The following is an 18,689-nucleotide window of genomic DNA, read 5'->3' on the forward strand; positions in this document are numbered from 1 at the left end:
GCATGAATCAGAATTTGAAGAAAACATTAGCAACAGGTGCGACCGTACTCGGTTCCGTATTCACGCTTGCTGCTTATCAATCTGTAGCCGCTGACCACGCTGTTATGGCTGCACCGAATGGCACGACGTACGATATTAATAATCCATTTTTGAGTAAAATTGCTGGTCCAGCTAGCGAATTAGCAGGCCAAAATGATCTCTACGCGTCTGTCATGATGGCTCAGGCTATCTTGGAAACGGGTTGGGGTTCTAGTCAGTTATCTCAAGAACCATACAATAACTTATTTGGGATTAAAGGTAGTTACCAAGGAAATTCCGTTGACTTTAATACGTTAGAAGATGACGGGACAGGTAATTATTACCAAATCAATGATGGTTTCCGTAAATATCCGAGTGTTCGCGAGTCGTTACAAGATTACGTTAACTTAATTCGCGGTGGTATTTCTGGTGATCCTAACTTCTATTCCGGCGTATGGAAGAGTAATACGAATAGTTACCGTGATGCGACAGCTGCATTGACAGGACGATATGCGACAGATACGTCTTATGCCACGAAGTTGAACAGTATTATCGAATCCAACGATTTAACGCGTTTCGATCAAGGCCCTGTCTCTGTTAAGCCATCGACAGGTACACCATCTCAAAGTCAAGGTAGCAACAGTTCCGAAACGCAGAAACCGCAACAAAACAGTGGCAAGAGTTACACGGTCAAAGCGGGTGACGGTTTGTGGACCGTAGCACAGAACTTAGGCGTTTCTATTGACCAGGTGAAACGTGCAAATGGTTTAACTTCAAACTTGATCTTCCCAGGTCAAGTCTTGTACGCAGGCAGTGGAAGTGCACAGTCAAATGCGAGTCAATCTGCCTCTAAACCAGCGAATAGACCGAACAGTTCGAACGCGTCTTCGAATGCTGCACGCCCACAAGGCAACAACAAGAGTTACACGGTTAAAGCGGGTGACGGTTTGTGGACCGTAGCACAGAACTTAGGTGTTTCCATTGACCAAGTGAAACGTGCAAATGGTTTAACTTCAAACTTGATCTTCCCAGGTCAAGTCTTGTACGCAGGTAGCAGAAACGCACAGTCAAATGCGAGTCAATCTACTTCTAAACCGGCGAATAGACCGAACAGTTCGAACGCGTCATCGAATGCTGCACGCCCACAAGGCAACGGCAAGAGCTACACAGTCAAAGCAGGCGATGGTTTATGGACGGTGGCACAGAACTTAGGCGTTTCCATTGACCAGGTGAAACGTGCAAATGGTTTAACTTCAAACTTGATTTTCCCAGGTCAAGTCTTGTACGCAGGTAGCGGAAACGCACAGTCTAACGCAAGCCAGTCAATGTCTAAGGGAACTAGCACAAACGCAACGGTGTCACGTCCTACTGTTCAATCACAACAACAGTCATCAGTAACGGGTGCCTACTACACAGTGAAATCTGGCGATACACAATGGCGTATTGCGACGACGCATGGTCTGACACTCGCGCAATTCCAAGCGTTGAATGGCTTTAAGAATGCTAATCTCTATGTTGGACAAAAAGTACGTGTTAGCGGTCAAGTTTCAATGCAACAGACGACACAAAGACCGCAAGCACAGAGCCGTCCAACACAATCGGTGGTGTCAAAACCAAGTGCGACAAACCAAGCGACCCAGACAACAACAGCTACTAGTGGTAAATACACCGTCAAAGCAGGCGATAACTTGTATCGTATTGCGGTTAATAATGGTGTGACTTTAGATGCTTTATTGAAAGCTAATAACTTTGGTTCAGCGAATGCATTAATTTTGCCAGGACAAGTGTTGACGATCCCAGCGAAGTAGCGACGTCTTAGGATGAAGGAATATTTTGAATATTTAATAACCTGTGTTGCAATTTTCCATGAATTGCGACATAATGACGGTATCATCTTTTTGGAAGTAGTAGGTTAATGTGATTATCAGCGACTGTGTGGTTGGTGTGAACACAGAATTAACATTATCCGAACTCATCTGAATCGTAACTCGCATTAAACTGACAAGTTGGTGAGATGTGACGCTTCGCTCGCGTTATAAAGCATGAAGAGAGTCAACAAATGGGTGGTACCGCGTTTAGAAGCGTCCTGTTAGCATGCGAAGTGTATGCTCAGGACGTTTTTTCATTGAAAGGAGTATAGCTGATGAGCTTTAACCATCATATTATTGAGAAAAAGTGGCAAGATGTTTGGGAAGAAAACCAAACATATCATGTTGAGAAAGATGCAGATAAGGAAAAATACTATGTCTTAGATATGTTCCCTTATCCATCCGGTCAAGGATTGCACGTCGGACACGTTGAAGGTTATACCGCAACGGATATTATGTCACGTTTTAAACGTGCGCAGGGGAAGAATGTGCTACATCCAATCGGTTGGGATGCTTTCGGATTGCCTGCCGAACAGTATGCCTTAGATACAGGGCATGATCCGGCAGATTTTACACAGCAGAATATCGATAACTTCAAACGACAGATTAAATCATTGGGTTTCAGTTATGACTGGGATCGTGAAATCAATACGACCGATCCTAACTACATGAAGTGGACGCAATGGATTTTTACAAAACTTTACGAAAAAGGTCTCGCTTACAAAGATGAAATGATGGTCAATTGGAGTGAGGACTTAGGCACCGTTCTCGCAAACGAAGAGGTCATCGATGGTAAGACGGAACGTGGGGGCTTCCCAGTCGTTCGTAAACCGTTGGAACAATGGGTGTTGAAAATTACCGCTTATGCCGATCGTTTGTTGAATAACTTAGATGATCTTGACTGGCCAGACCAAATTAAAGAAATGCAGCGTAATTGGATTGGGCGCTCTGTCGGTGCTGACGTGACTTTCGATGTTGAAGAGACAGACGATAGCTTCCAAATCTTTACTACACGTTTGGATACGCTATACGGTGCGACATTCTGTGTACTCGCACCAGAACATGACTTAGTTGAAAAGATCACGACACCTGAACAAAAAGCGGCTGTTGATGCCTATGTTGAACAGGCAGCGCGCAAGAGCGATATGGAACGTACCGAACTTGAAAAAGACAAAACAGGTGTGTTCACGGGGGCTTACGCAATCAACCCAATCAATGGTCGTCGTGTACCTATTTGGGTCGGCGACTACGTGCTCGGTTCATACGGCTTCGGTGCAGTAATGGCAGTACCAGCGCATGATGAACGTGACTTTGATTTTGCGAAGAAATATGACTTGGATATCATTCCAGTTATTGAATCAAAAGATGGTGAAAAATTACCTTACACTGGACAGGGTAAACACATTAACTCTGGGGAAATTGATGGTATTGAAACGATTGAGGAAGCCGTTGAAAAACTAGCAGCCATCTTAGAAGAAAAAGGCAAAGGTAAACGCTCCATTTCATTCCGTTTGCGTGACTGGATCTTCTCAAGACAACGTTACTGGGGTGAACCAATTCCAATCATTAATTGGGAAGACGGCTCAACAACAACGGTTCCGGAAGATCAATTACCACTGCGTTTGCCTGAAGGTGGCGACATTAAACCGAGTGGTACGGGTGAATCACCACTCGCTAACTATCCTGAATGGTTAGAGGTTATTGATCCCGAAACAGGTATGAAGGGTCGTCGTGAAACGAACACAATGCCACAATGGGCTGGTTCTTCATGGTACTTCTTACGTTACTGTGATCCACACAATGATCAAGCGTTGATCAGTCAGGAAGCAGCGGATTACTGGACGAATGTGGACCTCTACATCGGTGGTGCCGAACACGCGGTCTTGCATTTACTTTACGCACGTTTCTGGAATATGGTGCTTTATGACTTGGGCGTTGTTCCGACAGAAGAACCATTCCAGAAGCTCTTCAACCAGGGTATGATTCTCGGTGAAGGTAACGAAAAAATGTCTAAATCAAAAGGTAACGTCGTCAATCCAGATGATGTGGTTGACCAATACGGTGCCGACACTTTGCGCCTCTACGAAATGTTTATGGGACCTCTCGATGCCTCTGTACCGTGGGATGAAGATGGTTTACAGGGGGCACGTAAGTTCTTAGAACGTGTATGGCGTCTATACATCGACGACAAAGGTGAAATCCGCGATCGCATTACAACAATGAATACTGGTGAGATGGATAAAATCTATCATCAAACCGTCAAGAAAGTCACTGATGACTTTGAAATCTTGCACTTCAATACTGCAATTTCTCAAATGATGGTTTTCGTTAATGCAGCGAATAAAGCAGAAAGCATTCCATTCGATTACGCAAAAGGTTTTATCCAATTACTGGCACCGATTGCGCCACATATCAGTAATGAAATTTGGGAACGTTTGACTGGTGAAAGTGGTATCGACTTTGTACAATGGCCAACTTATGATGAAAGTCAGTTAGTTGAAGATGAAGCCGAAATTGTGGTTCAGGTGAATGGTAAAATTAAAGCACACATTGCCGTTGCTACGGATACCTCAAAAGATGATTTAGTAACAATCGCTACGGCGGATGAAAATGTCCAAAAAGCGACAGAAGGCAAAGAAATTGTAAAAATTATCCCAGTACCTAATAAATTAGTTAATATTGTTGTAAAATAAAACAACAATTGACAAACAGCGCTATGGTTAGCGCTGTTTAATTATATAGATGGATGTGAATTATGGTAGAACAGAGTAATCCGAACGAGACAAAGTCGGCACAGCAGCGCTTGACAGAGGGATCAACGTGGATGACCGTTGCCAGTGTCCTCTCGCGTATTCTCGGTGTGATTTATATCATTCCGTGGTGGCGTTGGATGGGGGATGCTGAAACGGCGAATGAGGCGAATGCGCTGTTTAATGTCGGCTACAACTGGTATTCCATCTTCTTAATGATTGCGGTGGCTGGGGTGCCACAGGCGATCGCTAGACAGCTCGCGCATTACAATGCGAGACAAGAATACCGTAACGCTCAGAAACTCTTTAAAGCAGCAACTTGGCTGATGATTGGTACGGGAATATTGACAGGGGTAGCGCTGTACTTTTTAGCGCCTATATTAGCGATTGGCACACCGACACGTGAAATTAGTGATGGGATTGCGACAATTCGTTCACTCGCTCCTGCATTAATGGTTTTGCCATTCTTATCGATCTCACGCGGTTTCTTTGAAGGACATCAGGATATGAAACCAAGTGCGATTTCTCAAATTACCGAGCAAATAGCGCGTGTGGGATTCATGCTGGCTTCAGTATATGTTCTGAGACGTGTGCTTGATGCGCCGGTTAGACAGGCTGTGGTTCAGTCAACATTTGCGGCCTTTATCGGTGCTGTGGTAGCGATTGGAACCCTTGCCTTTTATTACTTCAAAAATCGTTCGCTATACATGCACGATTTGAGTTTGTCTCAGGAAAAAGAAGAAGTAAAAACTGGTTCTTTACTCAAAGAAATTGTATTAATTGCGATTCCGTTTATTCTCTCAGGAACGATTATGGAATTTTTGAATGTGATTGATACGCAGACATTTAAGCCGATTATGGTGCAAGTCACTGATCTCTCTGAGAGCATGATTATCAATGAGTACGGAATTTTTAGCGCCAATGTACGTAAATTAGTGACCGTATTGATTTCATTTGCGACCGCAATCTCTAGTACCATTGTGCCAATCATTTCCTCAACCTTTACGCATGAGAAGGATGCGTTAGGTGAATTGACGGACCGTGGCACAACGATTTATCCAGAAACGAATGCGATTATTTCACACGGTCTATCGCTAGGTACTTTGGTACTTCTGCCAGCAAGTTTAGGTATGGCCTTGATTGCGAACAATACTTACCAGTTGATTTATGCCCCGGATATTAGTGGGACCTATTACTTACAATTATCAGCGTTATCAGCCATTGTACAGGGGATTTATTTCTTATTAATTTCGATTTTGCAAGCGATGAATCTCCAAAAACGTGGGATGTTTGGGATTGCGATTGCAGTAGGGACAAAATTAATTCTGCAGTACCCACTCATCGCATTATTCCATACGCCAGGTGCCATCTATGCAACACTCTTGGCATTCCTAACACCGATTATCTACTATCTCTACATTTTGAAAAAATATGGCGGTGTGGATTACACGACAATTACCGACAGTGTTTGGCCAATTGTTAAATCGGCAATTGCAATGGTACTCGTTGGCTTAGTCACAGTGATTGGTCTCAACTTTATTTTGACGGGTTCAGGCCTGGTGATGAATATTATTGAGATGGGGATTGTGATTGTGATTTCAGCGTTGGTTTACGTCGTCATGACGCTCAGATACCAACGACTAGACATATTGATCGGGCGTGAGCGTGCCAATCAATTACGTCATATGCTCAAAATTCACGAAATTTAGTGTTATGCTATAATAGGATTAATTGTAATCAGAGGAGGATGACTTATGACTATTTCATGGAAAGACGAAGTAGAAAAACGAAAAGATGATTTCCTAGAAGACTTGAAGACCATGTTGCGTGTCAACAGTGTCCGCGATGACGACGCGGCAACACCAGATGCACCTGTAGGCCCAGGTCCTAAGGAAGCTTTGGAAACCTTCCTTTCAATCGCTGAACGTGATGGTTTCGAAACGAAAAATGTCGATAATTTAGCAGGCCGCGTTTCTTTTGGTGAAGGTGATGAGACATTAGGTATTATCGCTCACGTGGACGTGGTACCAGTTGACGATCAATGGGATACTGACCCATTCGAACCAGTCATCAAAGACGGCAAGATTTATGCGCGTGGTGCAAGTGATGACAAGGGACCAGGAATGGCCGCTTACTACGCATTGAAGATGATCAAAGAGCTCGATCTGCCAGTATCTAAGAAAGTGCATTTCATTGTTGGTACTGATGAAGAAAGTGAATGGCAAGGTATCGATCGTTACTTTGAAACAGAACCAATGCCAGATTTTGGATTCTCACCAGACGCTGATTTCCCAATCATCAATGGTGAAAAAGGTATCTACACTACTGCATTGAAATTCCCAGTAGGTGATGGCGCGTTGAAATCCTTCGAAGGTGGACAACGTGACAATATGGTGCCAGGTGCTGCTGAAGCAATCATCACTGGTGTTGCATTAGCTGATGTAGAAGCCAAAGCAGAAGCATTCAATGCTTCAGAACCTGCAAAAGTCGCTGTTGAAGAAACAGCTGAAGGACTCAAAGTATCCGCTAAGGGTAAAGTATCTCACGGTGCATTCCCTGAGAATGGGTACAATGCAGGGACATACTTGGCAGCATTTTTGCGTCAATTGTCTGGAGCATTAGCAGATGACAGCTTCTTGCGTTTCGTTGAAGAACGTCTACATCAAAGTACTGATGGTAAGAAATTAGGCATTAACTACCACGACGAAACGATGGGCGACTTATCTGCAAACCCAGGTGTTTTCAAACAAGCGGATGGTGAAATCACTATCTTATTGAATTGCCGTGTGCCAGCAGGTATTACATTTGAAGAGATCGAAGACATTATCGACAAGGCAGCGGAAGCATATCACTTTAAACGTGAAACACTTCCAGGTAATCAAGAACCGCACTATGTATCACCAGAAGATCCATTAGTGAAGACATTATTGGATGTTTATGAAGAACACACTGGTGAGAAAGGTTATGAACAGGTTATCGGTGGTGGGACATACGGACGTTTATTAGAACGTGGTGTGGCTTACGGTGCACAATTACCAGGTGCTGAAGATACGATGCACCAACCGAATGAATACGAACCGATCGATACCTTATTGTTAGCGATGGGTATCTATGCTGATGCGATTTACCGTTTGATCAAATAATGATCACTTCGCGCCAGAATAAAGAAATTAAGGCGGTTCGAAAGCTACAGAAGCGTCGCCAGCGTGAAAAGATGCAACAATATCTTATTGAAGGGCATCATCTCGTTGGTGAAGCGATCAAAGCTAATGCACCGATTCAGCAGATTTATGCGACAGAAACAGCTGCCAAGCAGGGAGATTGCGACAACGTCACATTAATTTCCGAGGAAGTGGCTGATGCACTGCGAGAAACAACGCACTCACAAGGTGTATTCGCGGTGGTTGCGATGCCGAATGAAGAGTTGGTGATGGATCAACTCGGAAGTGCCGTTTTATTACTCGATGGTGTACAGGATCCGGGGAATTTAGGAACGATTGTCCGAACAGCAGATGCTTTCGGCTATCGAGATATTTTACTCGGGGAGGGCACGGTTGATCGTTATAATGAAAAAACGCTACGCGCAATGCAGGGTAGTCATTTTCATGTTAATATGTACACTACCAATCTAGAACAGACGGTTCCTGCGCTACAATCTGTAGGTTATCGTATTGGTGCAACGCTTCTAGATGAAACATCGACATCAATCAGACAGAGTGATCTCACAATGTCTGGACGATGGGGATTAGTTCTCGGTAATGAAGGCCATGGTGTTTCGCAAGCAATCGCTGACTTATCCGATGTGCATTTACACATTCCGATGATCGGTGATGCAGAATCGCTGAATGTCGCGATTGCGGGGTCGGTGGCAATGTATCAATTTCCGCCAGCACCAATGAGTAAATAGTAAAGTTGAATAATTTGAAATAGAGAGTTTGAGGGATTCATGGCAAAAACACCTGTATGTACTAAAATAGATGCGGCGATCAAAATTGTTGCGACGAAATGGAACGGTCAGATTATCGAACGTTTAAACACATCTCCGATGCGCTTTTGCCAACTGCGTGATAGTATTCCGGGTGTTTCAGATCGTATATTAACGGAACGCTTGCGAATGCTAAAATCTGATCAGATTGTCCAACAATCCAAAGTGAAAACCGCACAGAGCGATTACTATGTTTACTGCTTAACGGAAAAAGGTAAGGCGTTTACCCCAGTATTAGATAGTCTACATGCGTGGGCTGAAGAATGGGTAACGCTAGACGATGAAAAAGAAGTCGCAAGTTAAGCATTGGACGATTGACGTTTGGATAGAATATCGGTAGAATGCCGATAGATATGATAAACGATGACGAAACGGGCAATGCCTGAATGCTGATTCAGGGAGAGTAGTCACGGACTGAAAGCTACTTAGAAGCGGTGGCATTGCTTTTCATTTCGGAGTGGATATCGGGCGATAGAATCAAAAGATATCCCGCAGCGGTGCGTTACACCCATTAGAGTGTTCGTGTTTTTATGCACGAAAAATTGGGTGGTACCGCGAGTCCTCGTCCCATAGTTGGGATGGGGACTTTTTTATTGTATTGAGAAGTTTAACAAAAGATTGAGAGGCTAAAAGCATGGCGGTTATTGAACAGCTCGAAAAGATTAAGGGTGAACTCAGCCAAGAAATCGAAGCCGCGCAAAATGTTGATGATTTACGTGCGATTCGTGTGAAATATCTTGGCAAGAAAGGTCCAATTACGGAAGCTTTGCGCGGTATGCGTGATGTTAACCCGAAAGATCGTCCAAAAGTTGGACAGATGGCTAACCAATTAAAACAGGAAGCTGATGAAGCGATTACAGCTAAGGAAGAGCGCTACGAAGAAGAAGCTTTAGCTAAGCAACTTCAAGATGAAATTATTGATGTGACCTTGCCAGGTAAGACGCAAAAGATCGGTTACAAACACGTTTTACGTCAGGTGATTACTGAAATTGAAGACCTTTTCCTAGCGATGGGGTATCAAGTAAAACGTGGACCTGAAATTGAAACAGACTACTATAACTTCAAGCGTATGAACATCCCAGATAATCATCCGGCACGCGACATGCAGGATAGTTTCTATTTAGAGGATGAATACTTATTGCGTACACATACCTCACCAGTAGAAGCTCGTACGATGGATCAGCATGACTTCAGCAAGGGACCATTGAAAATGATCAGTCCAGGTAAAGTCTATCGCCGTGACGATGATGATGCGACACACTCCCATCAGTTTACACAGATTGAAGGTCTCGCTGTCGGCAAAGGACTCGGTATGTCTGATTTGAAGGGAACACTCGAAGTGTTTGCACGTCATATGTTTGGTGAAGAGCGTGAAATTCGTTTACGTCCAAGTTACTTCCCATTCACAGAACCGTCGACAGAAATTGATATTAGCTGTTTCAAATGTGGTGGTAAAGGTTGCAATATTTGTAAACATACGGGCTGGATTGAAATTCTCGGTGGCGGAATGACACATCCGAACGTATTAAAAATGTCAGGATTAGATCCAAACGAATACAGTGCTTTCGCATTCGGTATGGGACCAGATCGTATCGCAATGTTGAAATACGGTATCGATGATATTCGTCATTTCTACCAAAACGATCTCCGTTTCAATCACCAGTTCAAAGAGAGAGGATAATCACGCATGTTAATATCTTGTGAATGGCTAAATGATTTTGTCCCAGTAGCGGATATTCCAGCTGATGAACTGGGCGACCGCTTATCACGTACGGGACTCGAAGTTGAAGGCATCAGCACATTGAATGATGGCCTTAAAAAAGTTGTGATTGGCAAAACGTTAGAGGTTGTCGATCATCCAGATTCTGATCACTTACACATCTGCCAGGTCGATGTTGGGGAAGAAGAACCGCTTCAAATTGTCTGTGGTGCACCGAACGTTGCGGCTGATCAAAAAGTGATCGTTGCTTTACAGAATTCTTGGATTGCGGGTCATCAGAAAATTAAAAAAGGAAAAATGCGAGGTGTGACTTCTTATGGAATGATCTGTGCATTGGATGAAATTGGTTTTAACAGTTCTGTTTTACCGAAAGAATATGTCGAAGGCATCATGGTTTTACCAGAAGATGCACCGATTGGTATGTCCATTGTTGAATACCTCAAGATGGATGATCCAATTATTGATATCGATGTGACACCAAACCGCGGTGACGCTCTATCCATGCAAGGGGTAGCTTACGAAGTTGGCGCGATTTACGAGCGTTCAGTCAATGTGCCAGATAGCGTCCGCGCAGAATACACTGAAAATGGCGAAAAAATGGACGGCTTAACCGTCAAAGTTCAAAACCCTGAACATGTGAAAGAATACAATGCCATCCTCGTCAAAGGCGTAAGTATCGCTAAAAGTCCACTCTGGATGCAATTACGCTTGATGAAAGCGGGCATTCGTCCTGTGAATAATATTGTAGATATCACGAATTACATCATGATGACAACGGGACATCCATTGCACGCTTTCGACTACGATAAGCTTTCAAGTCAAACCATTGAAACACGCGATGCCATAGATGGTGAGACGCTTATTACATTGGATGGTGAAACGCGTGAATTAAGCGCTGGCGATATCGTCATCACAGACGGCGAGCAGCCGATTGCGCTAGCAGGTGTCATGGGTGGTGAAAGTACCGAAGTCGATGAGGGAACGACTAATGTCTTGATTGAAGCTGCTGTCTTTGATGGTGCTGCCGTTCGAAAGGCAGGTCGTCGTCTCGGATTGATCAGTGAATCCGGTATTCGTAATGAACGCGGTGTGAATGAAGGCAATACGCTCGCTTCTGGCATTGAAGCTGCAGAATTGATGCAGGAATATGCGGGTGGTAGTGTTCAAGCTGATGTGATTCATACCACCACCATCGATGATAAACCAGCAGAGATTACGACGACACGTACATATATCAATCAATTGCTCGGTTTGTCCTTATCTATGACAGAAATGGTTGCGATTTTTGATCGCCTCGGTTTCCAAGTCACTACAGACGAAGAAGTAATGACGGTTTCTGTACCAAAACGTCGTTGGGATATCAGTATTCCAGCTGATTTAGCGGAAGAAGTTGCACGTATTTATGGTTATGACACTATTCCATCTACTTTACCATCGATGCGTCCAAGTGAAGTTGGTTTAACAGACGCACAGCGATTTATTCGTCACAGTCGTGACACGATGTCAGCGCTCGGTTTCGATGAAGTCATTAGTTACAGTTTGACTTCTGAGGAACAATTACATGTCTTGGACCCACGTCGTGATGATACGATGGCTTTAGCACATCCGATGAGTGCTGATCGTCAATATATGCGTACCGCATTACTTGGCTCCTTAGTGGACATCGCGAAATATAACCGTGCGCGTCAAGTGATGGATATTCAGATTTACGAACTCGGTAGCGTCTATCGTGTTGAAGAAGGCAAACCCGTTGAAAATCAGCATCTCGCAGGACTATGGACAGGACAGGCTGAATCTAGCGCTTGGTTCAATCCTAAAGGTGCTACGGTTGATTTCTACAGCATTAAAGGGGCATTAGAGACGTACTTTGAACGCTTGAACCTTACGGGTACTATCCAGTTTGAGGTGGCAGATGATATTGAGGATATGCATCCAGGTCAAACGGCAGCGATTCGTTTCCACTCTGAGTCGCAGGATACGATCATTGGTTTCGTTGGAATGATCCATCCGAAATTAGCGGAAGCTTTCGATTTAGATAAAGCCACGGCGGTATTTGAAATTGATTTAGAACCACTAATGGCTGTACCAGAGGAACGCATTGTACAAACAGCTATTCCGAAATTCCCAGGTAGTCAACAAGATATCGCGATGGTTGTTGACGAAATGGTTTCTCACCATGATATTGTAACAACGATTGAAGAAGTCTCGGATAGTTACTTGTCAGCTATCGAACTCTTCGACGTTTATCGCGGCGAACATATTCCAGAAGGTAAGAAATCAGTAGCTTACACTCTCAAATACTTGAATCCAAACGGAAACTTGGTAGATCAAGAAATTAGCGACGATGTGCAGGCTATCAAAGCCGCTTTGGAAGAAAAATGGCAAGCTGAAATTCGTTAACCTGACAACTTATTCTAAAAATGATATGATAGCGTTAACAGCTGAAGAATTAAAATGGAGGAGTAATTTATGAGCTTTATTGATGAATTAAAAGAAGCTGTCTCTGGAAAAGATGCCCGCATCGTTTTTCCTGAAGGAACAGATAAACGTATCTTAACGAGTGCGATTCGTTTACACGAAGAAGGATTGCTTACACCAGTTGTGTTGGGTAATCCAGAAGAAATTCAAAAAGTTGCAGAAGAAAACAATACTTCTGCAGAAGGCTTAGAAATCATCGATCCAAATAACTATGATGAATTTGATCAAATGGTGAGTGACTTTGTTGAACGCCGTAAAGGTAAAGCAACAGAAGAACAAGCCCGTGAACAATTATTGAACGAAAACTACTTCGGTACAATGTTAGTTTACCAAGGTAAAGTTGACGGTTTAGTTTCTGGTGCAGCACATACGACTGGTGAAACGGTACGTCCAGCACTTCAAATCATTAAAACTAAACCAGGTGTGAAATTAACATCTGGTGCCTTCATCATGATGCGTGGTGACGAACGTTACTTATTCGCTGACTGTGCCATCAACATCGATCCAGATGAAGAACAATTAGCAGAAATCGGATTGCAAGCGGGTCACACAGCAGCAATGTTTAACATCGATCCAAAAATTGCATTCTTGAGCTTCTCATCCAAAGGTTCTGCTTCACACCCACTACAGGAAAAAGCAGCTAAAGCCACTGAAATTGCTAAAGAAAAAGCACCAGAATCATTCACTATCGATGGTGAATTACAATTCGATGCTGCCTTTGTACCAGAAGTCGGTGCATCTAAAGCACCAGATTCTCCAGTTGCTGGTCAAGCAAAAGTCTTTGTTTTCCCTGATATTCAAGCCGGAAACATTGGCTACAAGATTGCACAACGTCTCGGTGGCTTTGAAGCGATTGGCCCAGTATTGCAAGGTATGGCAAAACCAATCTCTGACTTATCCCGTGGATGTAGTGCAGAAGATGTTTACAACATCGCATTATTGACTGCTCGTCAGTCATTGGCTGAAGACTAATTAGAGGTATTTGATTCATTAAGTTAAAAAGGGGATTGCCAGTAATGACAATCTCCTTTTATTATTAGGAGGACAACTAAAGGAGGCGAGCATATGCCAACGATGACATGGCAGTCCGAGACCGATACACAGACATTTGCAGAACGATTGGCAGCAATCGTTGAAGCCGGTGATATTATTTGCTTATCTGGCGATCTTGGTGTCGGTAAGACGACCTTTACACGCTATTTTGCGGGAGCTTTGGGTATTCATAAACGTATTAAAAGTCCTACGTTTACTATTGTGAGAGAGTATACTGATGGGCGCTTGCCGTTATACCATATGGATGCTTATCGCTTGGAACAAACGGGCACAGAAGGGATTGGCATCGACGAATATCTTGAAGGTGATGGGGTATCGATGATCGAGTGGCCACAGTTTATTGAAGATTACTTGCCAAAGGATTATCTATGGCTCGATATTAAACGAACAGGCGATACTTCACGTCAAATCGAAATTTCAGCGGTCGGTTCCCGAAGCCAAGCACTTGCGCATCAATTGAATGGAGAATCAGAATGAAACGTGAAAAATTAGAAATTACACTGCAGGATGGCGAAGCCAAGCATGCTAAAGCACTCTTAGATTTTTATAAAGCAGTGGGCGCTGAAACAGAATTTTTAGACTTTGGTAGTGAAGGGCTTGGATTAAATCAGGAGCAGGAACAACGCTATCTCAAAAGCATTCACGGCAGTTGGCACAGTCGGTTGTTATTGGCAATGGTTGATGATGAAATTATCGGTGTTATCAGTATCACAGCACCAGAAAAAGGGCGCCAAGCGCATGTTGGTGAAATCGGCATTGTTTTGAAACGACGCTTCTGGGGTATCGGTCTCAGTCGTGTGCTTATGCAGGACATGATGGACTGGGCAATGGAAAGTCCAGAACTGCGCTATATCACTTTGACCGTTGATGAAGAAAACATCGGAGCACAGAAGTTATACGATTTCTTTGATTTTGAAACACTCGGAAAGATTCCAGGTGGTACCAAGGTAGATAATGGTTATCGGGATTGTTTAATCATGGGACGCCCCGTGGTATCTGAAAATTAGACCAAATAAAAATGCGCGAGGTTAATAGCCTCGCGCATTTATTGTTTATTCTGGAATATCGGTATAGAGAACCACTGGGCAGTGATCACTACCGTAAATATCGGTTAGAATTTCAGCATCTTTGAGGTAAGGTTTCATCATTTCACTGGTAATGAAGTAGTCGATACGCCATCCTGCATTGCGTTCACGTGCTTTGAAACGATAGCTCCACCAGCTATAAATATCTGTCTGATCAGGATAGAAGTAGCGGAAACTGTCGATAAAACCATTGTCTAGCAATGTTGACATCTTGGCGCGTTCTTCATCAGAGAAACCAGGATTTTTGTGGTTGTTCTGTGGATTTTTAAGGTCGATTTCCTCATGAGCTACATTCAAATCACCACAGTAGATCACGGGTTTATGCGTATCGAGTTCTTTGAGGTAGTTGCGCATCGCATCTTCCCAGACCATGCGATAGTCAAGACGCAAGAGTTCATTTTTTGAATTCGGTGTATAACAAGTGACAAGATAATACGTCGGATATTCTAAAGTAATGACGCGCCCCTCGTTATCATCCGGTGCGCCCGGTAGACCGTATGTCACATGATCCGGTTCATCTTTCACAAAAATTGCGGTACCGCTATAACCCTTACGTTCAGCATAGTTCCAGTAAGCGTGGTAGCCAGGGAATTCAAGATCAATCTGTCCTTCTTGCAATTTTGTTTCTTGTAGGCAGAAAGCATCAGCATCGAGCGATGAAAAAATATCCTTGAATCCTTTTTTGACAACGGCACGTAAACCGTTGACGTTCCAACTAATCAGTTTGAGTGGTTGTGTTGTCATAAATACTCCTTCATTATTATTGTACAAAAGCAAGCCAGATCATCAACAGCGTGAGTACGATTTCCAGACCGATGAGTGACCAGCGCCACTTAGATTCTTTCACATTTAGGGCGAAAACCATCGCTACAATTGGCAAGGCAATCGAAAGCAGATGATTCCACCATGTTACCGTACTGGAATCTCGCCACAACTGCAAACTAGCAAATAAGAGACTTAAGGCAAAAAATAAAAGTGCTTGGCGTTTTTCTGTTGTCATTTTTGACTCCTTTAAGTTCGATACTACTATCATAGCATTAACCTATTTTATTTATAAAATTTGTGATAAACTAAAAAACTGTAACTAATAGTATTATTTTTAAATTGGGGGCTAGGATTTATGCGTATTGACGAATTTATTGATGCTTTTCCCCACGCAAGAATGTATCGTAATGAGCCGTTAAAGTATTACGCGTATACAAAAGTTGGTGGACTAGCAGATTTACTCGTTTTTCCAGCAACAATTGAGGAATTACAACAAATGATCCAGAAGGCGACACAATTAGATGTGCCGTTTTCTATTCTTGGGAATTCAAGCAATGTTTTGATTTCTGATGCAGGAATGGAAGGGATTGTGTTCATGTTGACTGATCTCGTACAGATCAGTGTCCAGGATAATCAAATCACGGCAGAAGCCGGTGCTAAGATTATCGATGTCAGTCGTACCGCAACAGAAGCGGCAGTTACAGGGTTAGAATTTGCCTGTGGAATTCCAGGTTCTGTCGGTGGTGCCGTTTATATGAATGCCGGTGCTTACGGCGGTGAAATCAAAGATGTCGTAACGTCTGCGACAGTGATTACACCTGAAGGCGAAATCAAAGAATTATCACACGACACATTAGACTTCGGCTATCGTCACTCTTACATTCAACAGAGTAGGGATACAGTCGTCTCTGTAACATTCACGTTGGCACCAGGAAATGCGGAAGAAATCCAAGAAACGGTTGCCGATTTAACCAAACGTCGCGAAACTAAACAACCATTGAATTTACCAAGTTGCGGAAGTGTCTTTAAACGTCCAGAAGGTCATTATACCGGACAGCTCGTTCAAGAAGCTGATTTGCAAGGTTATCAAGTGGGCGGCGCGCAAGTATCCAAGAAACATGCCGGTTTTATTGTGAATATTGACCACGGTACTGCACAGGATTATCTCGATGTCATTCACCACGTCCAAGAGGTAATCTGGGAACGTAACCAAGTACGTCTCGAGACGGAAGTGCGCATTATCGGTAAGGAAATGAAATAATTAACGAAAAAGAGAGAAGGGGGTGCTGATCATGGCAGAGCCTTGGGCAGAACTTAGAAATGTCTCCTTCCGTTACCAAGAAGCGGAAGAAATGGCACTAAAAAATATCAATGTCACGATTAATCGAGGTGAAAAAGTGCTCATTCTCGGTGCGAATGGGTCAGGGAAATCGACACTCATTCGTTTACTGACCGGACAATTAGAAGCAGAGGGCGAGCTGTTCGGCGAGTATCATATCACTGATGATCATGAAGACTTTGAGAATTTAGCGTCAGATGATTTGCAGTGGTTGCACTTACCCTCCGGACGTGCCATTGCCGAACGTTGGCATTATTTCCTAAACGAGCATTTGAAAAACAATGATGCCAAGCTGTTATCAGCTGGGGAGAAAACAATTTATCAATTCCTCGATGCATTGAGCCATAGCCAAGAGGTTTTTATTTTTGATGAACCGTTACGCGAATTATCACCGCGTGCCTCAGAACTCTTTGTGGAAGTGCTTGATGATTTCTACCAAGATAATGCTGGACGGACGGTGATTGTTAGTGAACAGCACCTCGAAGAGATGATGCATCGTTCCATCGATCGCGTATTAGTAATGCTAGACGGTCGTCTAGTTTTTGATGGTACTTTGGATAGCTTACTTAGACAGAATCTGTTGATGTCGATGGGTATTCGCGAACCACTGTATCTCACTGCATTGCGTTATGCGGGCTATCCACTCGATCAGCTCAAGAATATTGACTGTGTAGGTCAATTACGCGGCTCACAGTTAGCATCTAGTGTGCGTTCATGGATGATGGCGGTACCGAATTTTGTCTATCCTACACCTGGTGAGCCGCTCATTTCGTTAGATAACGGCGGCTTCCGCTATGGTAGTGAGCGTGGGCTGGACAATGTATCATTAACTATCCGTGCAGGCGAAATGGTTAGTCTTGTCGGTGATAATGGTTCAGGCAAGACAACATTAGCACATTTATTGAGTGGTAAGTTGTCGCCACACAGTGGTCACCTGCGCTGGCATGATATGGAAGTTACTAGTGACAATCGTGAAGCATTTGAGCGACACATTGCCTTCTTCTCTCGCTATGCGATCGATCGTCACAACACGCACACTGTCAATGAGGTGATGGATCAAGTGATTGAAACCTATCATCTAACGTTTACCGATTCAGATGAAGCCAAACGCGAAGCAATGGCAAAGGTTAATATTGAACGTCTGCCGCTAGATACAGTAGTCGGTGAGTTATCTGCTGTAAAACAGCGCCGCGTCGCAATGGCGGCCTTGTTATTGAGAAAACCAGAAGTGCTAGTTGTTGAAGCACCAACAGAAGGACAAGATTTCAATCATTTCCGTCATACGATGAATGATCTCTATCGTCTCAATACAGAAGAGCAGCTGACCATTATTATTACGACGCACGATATTGAAGCAATGCTCGAATATACTAGACGGGCGATCGTGCTTTCTGGTGGGAAAATCATTGCTGATACATCGCCAGTTAAGGTGATTACCGCACCGAGTATTGTTCAAAAAGCTGCACTTCGTGATATCAGTTTGAACAAACTTGCTGAACATTTGGATCTAGCTGATCCATACTTATTTATTCAAAAATTCATGGATTATGATCGTGAAGTACAACAACAAGTATAAATTATGGGATAAGAAAAGCACGCAATTGCTGATGTTGCGTGCTTTTTTGTGT

15 protein-coding genes are annotated in these 18,689 nt (G+C 43.4%); 13 read left to right on the plus strand and 2 right to left on the minus strand.

Annotation, left to right across the window (positions count from 1 at the left end):
* Window positions 1–2 precede the first annotated feature (2 nt).
* The 11 genes from ACWOEX_RS05710 to ACWOEX_RS05760 all read left to right on the plus strand — a co-directional run bounded on the left by ACWOEX_RS05710 (window position 3) and on the right by ACWOEX_RS05760 (window position 14,879).
* Window positions 3–1,826 carry a LysM peptidoglycan-binding domain-containing protein gene (locus ACWOEX_RS05710; RefSeq protein ID WP_455298706.1) on the plus strand — a complete coding sequence of 608 codons (1,824 nt, stop codon included), beginning with the start codon at window positions 3–5 and terminating at the stop codon, window positions 1,824–1,826.
* Between the two features lie 335 nt (window positions 1,827–2,161).
* Complete coding sequence (gene leuS, locus ACWOEX_RS05715; protein WP_455298622.1) at window positions 2,162–4,579, plus strand: leucine--tRNA ligase; 2,418 nt, start codon at window positions 2,162–2,164, stop codon at window positions 4,577–4,579.
* A 62-nt stretch (window positions 4,580–4,641) separates the two neighbouring features.
* The gene (locus tag ACWOEX_RS05720; RefSeq protein WP_455298623.1) at window positions 4,642–6,345 is read left to right on the plus strand and encodes a putative polysaccharide biosynthesis protein; all 1,704 of its coding nucleotides are present in this window, start codon (window positions 4,642–4,644) and stop codon (window positions 6,343–6,345) included.
* 45 nt (window positions 6,346–6,390) lie between these two features.
* Entirely contained in the window at window positions 6,391–7,779 is a 1,389-nt protein-coding gene (gene pepV / locus ACWOEX_RS05725; RefSeq protein ID WP_455298624.1) for a dipeptidase PepV, read from the plus strand.
* On the plus strand, window positions 7,779–8,543 hold the full coding sequence (locus tag ACWOEX_RS05730; RefSeq protein ID WP_455298625.1) for a TrmH family RNA methyltransferase: 765 nt from the start codon (window positions 7,779–7,781) through the stop codon (window positions 8,541–8,543). The genes pepV and ACWOEX_RS05730 overlap by 1 nt, the downstream gene beginning before the upstream one ends.
* A gap of 39 nt (window positions 8,544–8,582) precedes the next feature.
* Window positions 8,583–8,924: a winged helix-turn-helix transcriptional regulator gene (locus ACWOEX_RS05735; RefSeq protein WP_455298626.1), complete on the plus strand. Its 342-nt coding sequence runs from the start codon at window positions 8,583–8,585 to the stop codon at window positions 8,922–8,924.
* A gap of 331 nt (window positions 8,925–9,255) precedes the next feature.
* Window positions 9,256–10,302: a phenylalanine--tRNA ligase subunit alpha gene (gene pheS / locus ACWOEX_RS05740; RefSeq protein WP_455298627.1), complete on the plus strand. Its 1,047-nt coding sequence runs from the start codon at window positions 9,256–9,258 to the stop codon at window positions 10,300–10,302.
* Window positions 10,303–10,308: 6 nt separating this feature from the next.
* Window positions 10,309–12,741 carry a phenylalanine--tRNA ligase subunit beta gene (gene pheT / locus ACWOEX_RS05745; RefSeq protein WP_455298628.1) on the plus strand — a complete coding sequence of 811 codons (2,433 nt, stop codon included), beginning with the start codon at window positions 10,309–10,311 and terminating at the stop codon, window positions 12,739–12,741.
* A gap of 69 nt (window positions 12,742–12,810) precedes the next feature.
* Window positions 12,811–13,791, plus strand: a complete 981-nt coding sequence (pta, locus tag ACWOEX_RS05750; RefSeq protein WP_455298629.1) for a phosphate acetyltransferase — start codon at window positions 12,811–12,813, stop codon at window positions 13,789–13,791.
* Between the two features lie 93 nt (window positions 13,792–13,884).
* Window positions 13,885–14,349: a tRNA (adenosine(37)-N6)-threonylcarbamoyltransferase complex ATPase subunit type 1 TsaE gene (tsaE, locus tag ACWOEX_RS05755; protein WP_455298630.1), complete on the plus strand. Its 465-nt coding sequence runs from the start codon at window positions 13,885–13,887 to the stop codon at window positions 14,347–14,349.
* Window positions 14,346–14,879 (plus strand): GNAT family N-acetyltransferase, encoded by a 534-nt coding sequence (locus ACWOEX_RS05760; protein ID WP_455298631.1) that lies wholly within the window; start codon window positions 14,346–14,348, stop codon window positions 14,877–14,879. The genes tsaE and ACWOEX_RS05760 overlap by 4 nt, the downstream gene beginning before the upstream one ends.
* A 45-nt stretch (window positions 14,880–14,924) precedes the next feature.
* On the opposite strand, the gene ACWOEX_RS05765 is transcribed toward ACWOEX_RS05760, so the two are convergent.
* Together ACWOEX_RS05765 and ACWOEX_RS05770 are read right to left on the minus strand one after the other, a co-directional pair.
* Entirely contained in the window at window positions 14,925–15,701 is a 777-nt protein-coding gene (locus tag ACWOEX_RS05765; protein ID WP_455298632.1) for an exodeoxyribonuclease III, read from the minus strand.
* Between the two features lie 16 nt (window positions 15,702–15,717).
* The gene (locus tag ACWOEX_RS05770; protein WP_455298633.1) at window positions 15,718–15,957 is read right to left on the minus strand and encodes a TraX protein; all 240 of its coding nucleotides are present in this window, start codon (window positions 15,955–15,957) and stop codon (window positions 15,718–15,720) included.
* 120 nt (window positions 15,958–16,077) lie between these two features.
* Here ACWOEX_RS05770 and murB point away from each other — a divergent pair, with 120 nt between their 5' ends.
* Both murB and ACWOEX_RS05780 read left to right on the plus strand, forming a co-directional pair.
* Window positions 16,078–16,983: a UDP-N-acetylmuramate dehydrogenase gene (gene murB, locus ACWOEX_RS05775; RefSeq protein WP_455298634.1), complete on the plus strand. Its 906-nt coding sequence runs from the start codon at window positions 16,078–16,080 to the stop codon at window positions 16,981–16,983.
* 31 nt (window positions 16,984–17,014) lie between these two features.
* Window positions 17,015–18,637: a DUF3744 domain-containing protein gene (locus tag ACWOEX_RS05780; RefSeq protein WP_455298635.1), complete on the plus strand. Its 1,623-nt coding sequence runs from the start codon at window positions 17,015–17,017 to the stop codon at window positions 18,635–18,637.
* Window positions 18,638–18,689 lie beyond the last annotated feature (52 nt).

The sequence above is a fragment of the Aerococcus vaginalis genome (assembly GCF_053762225.1).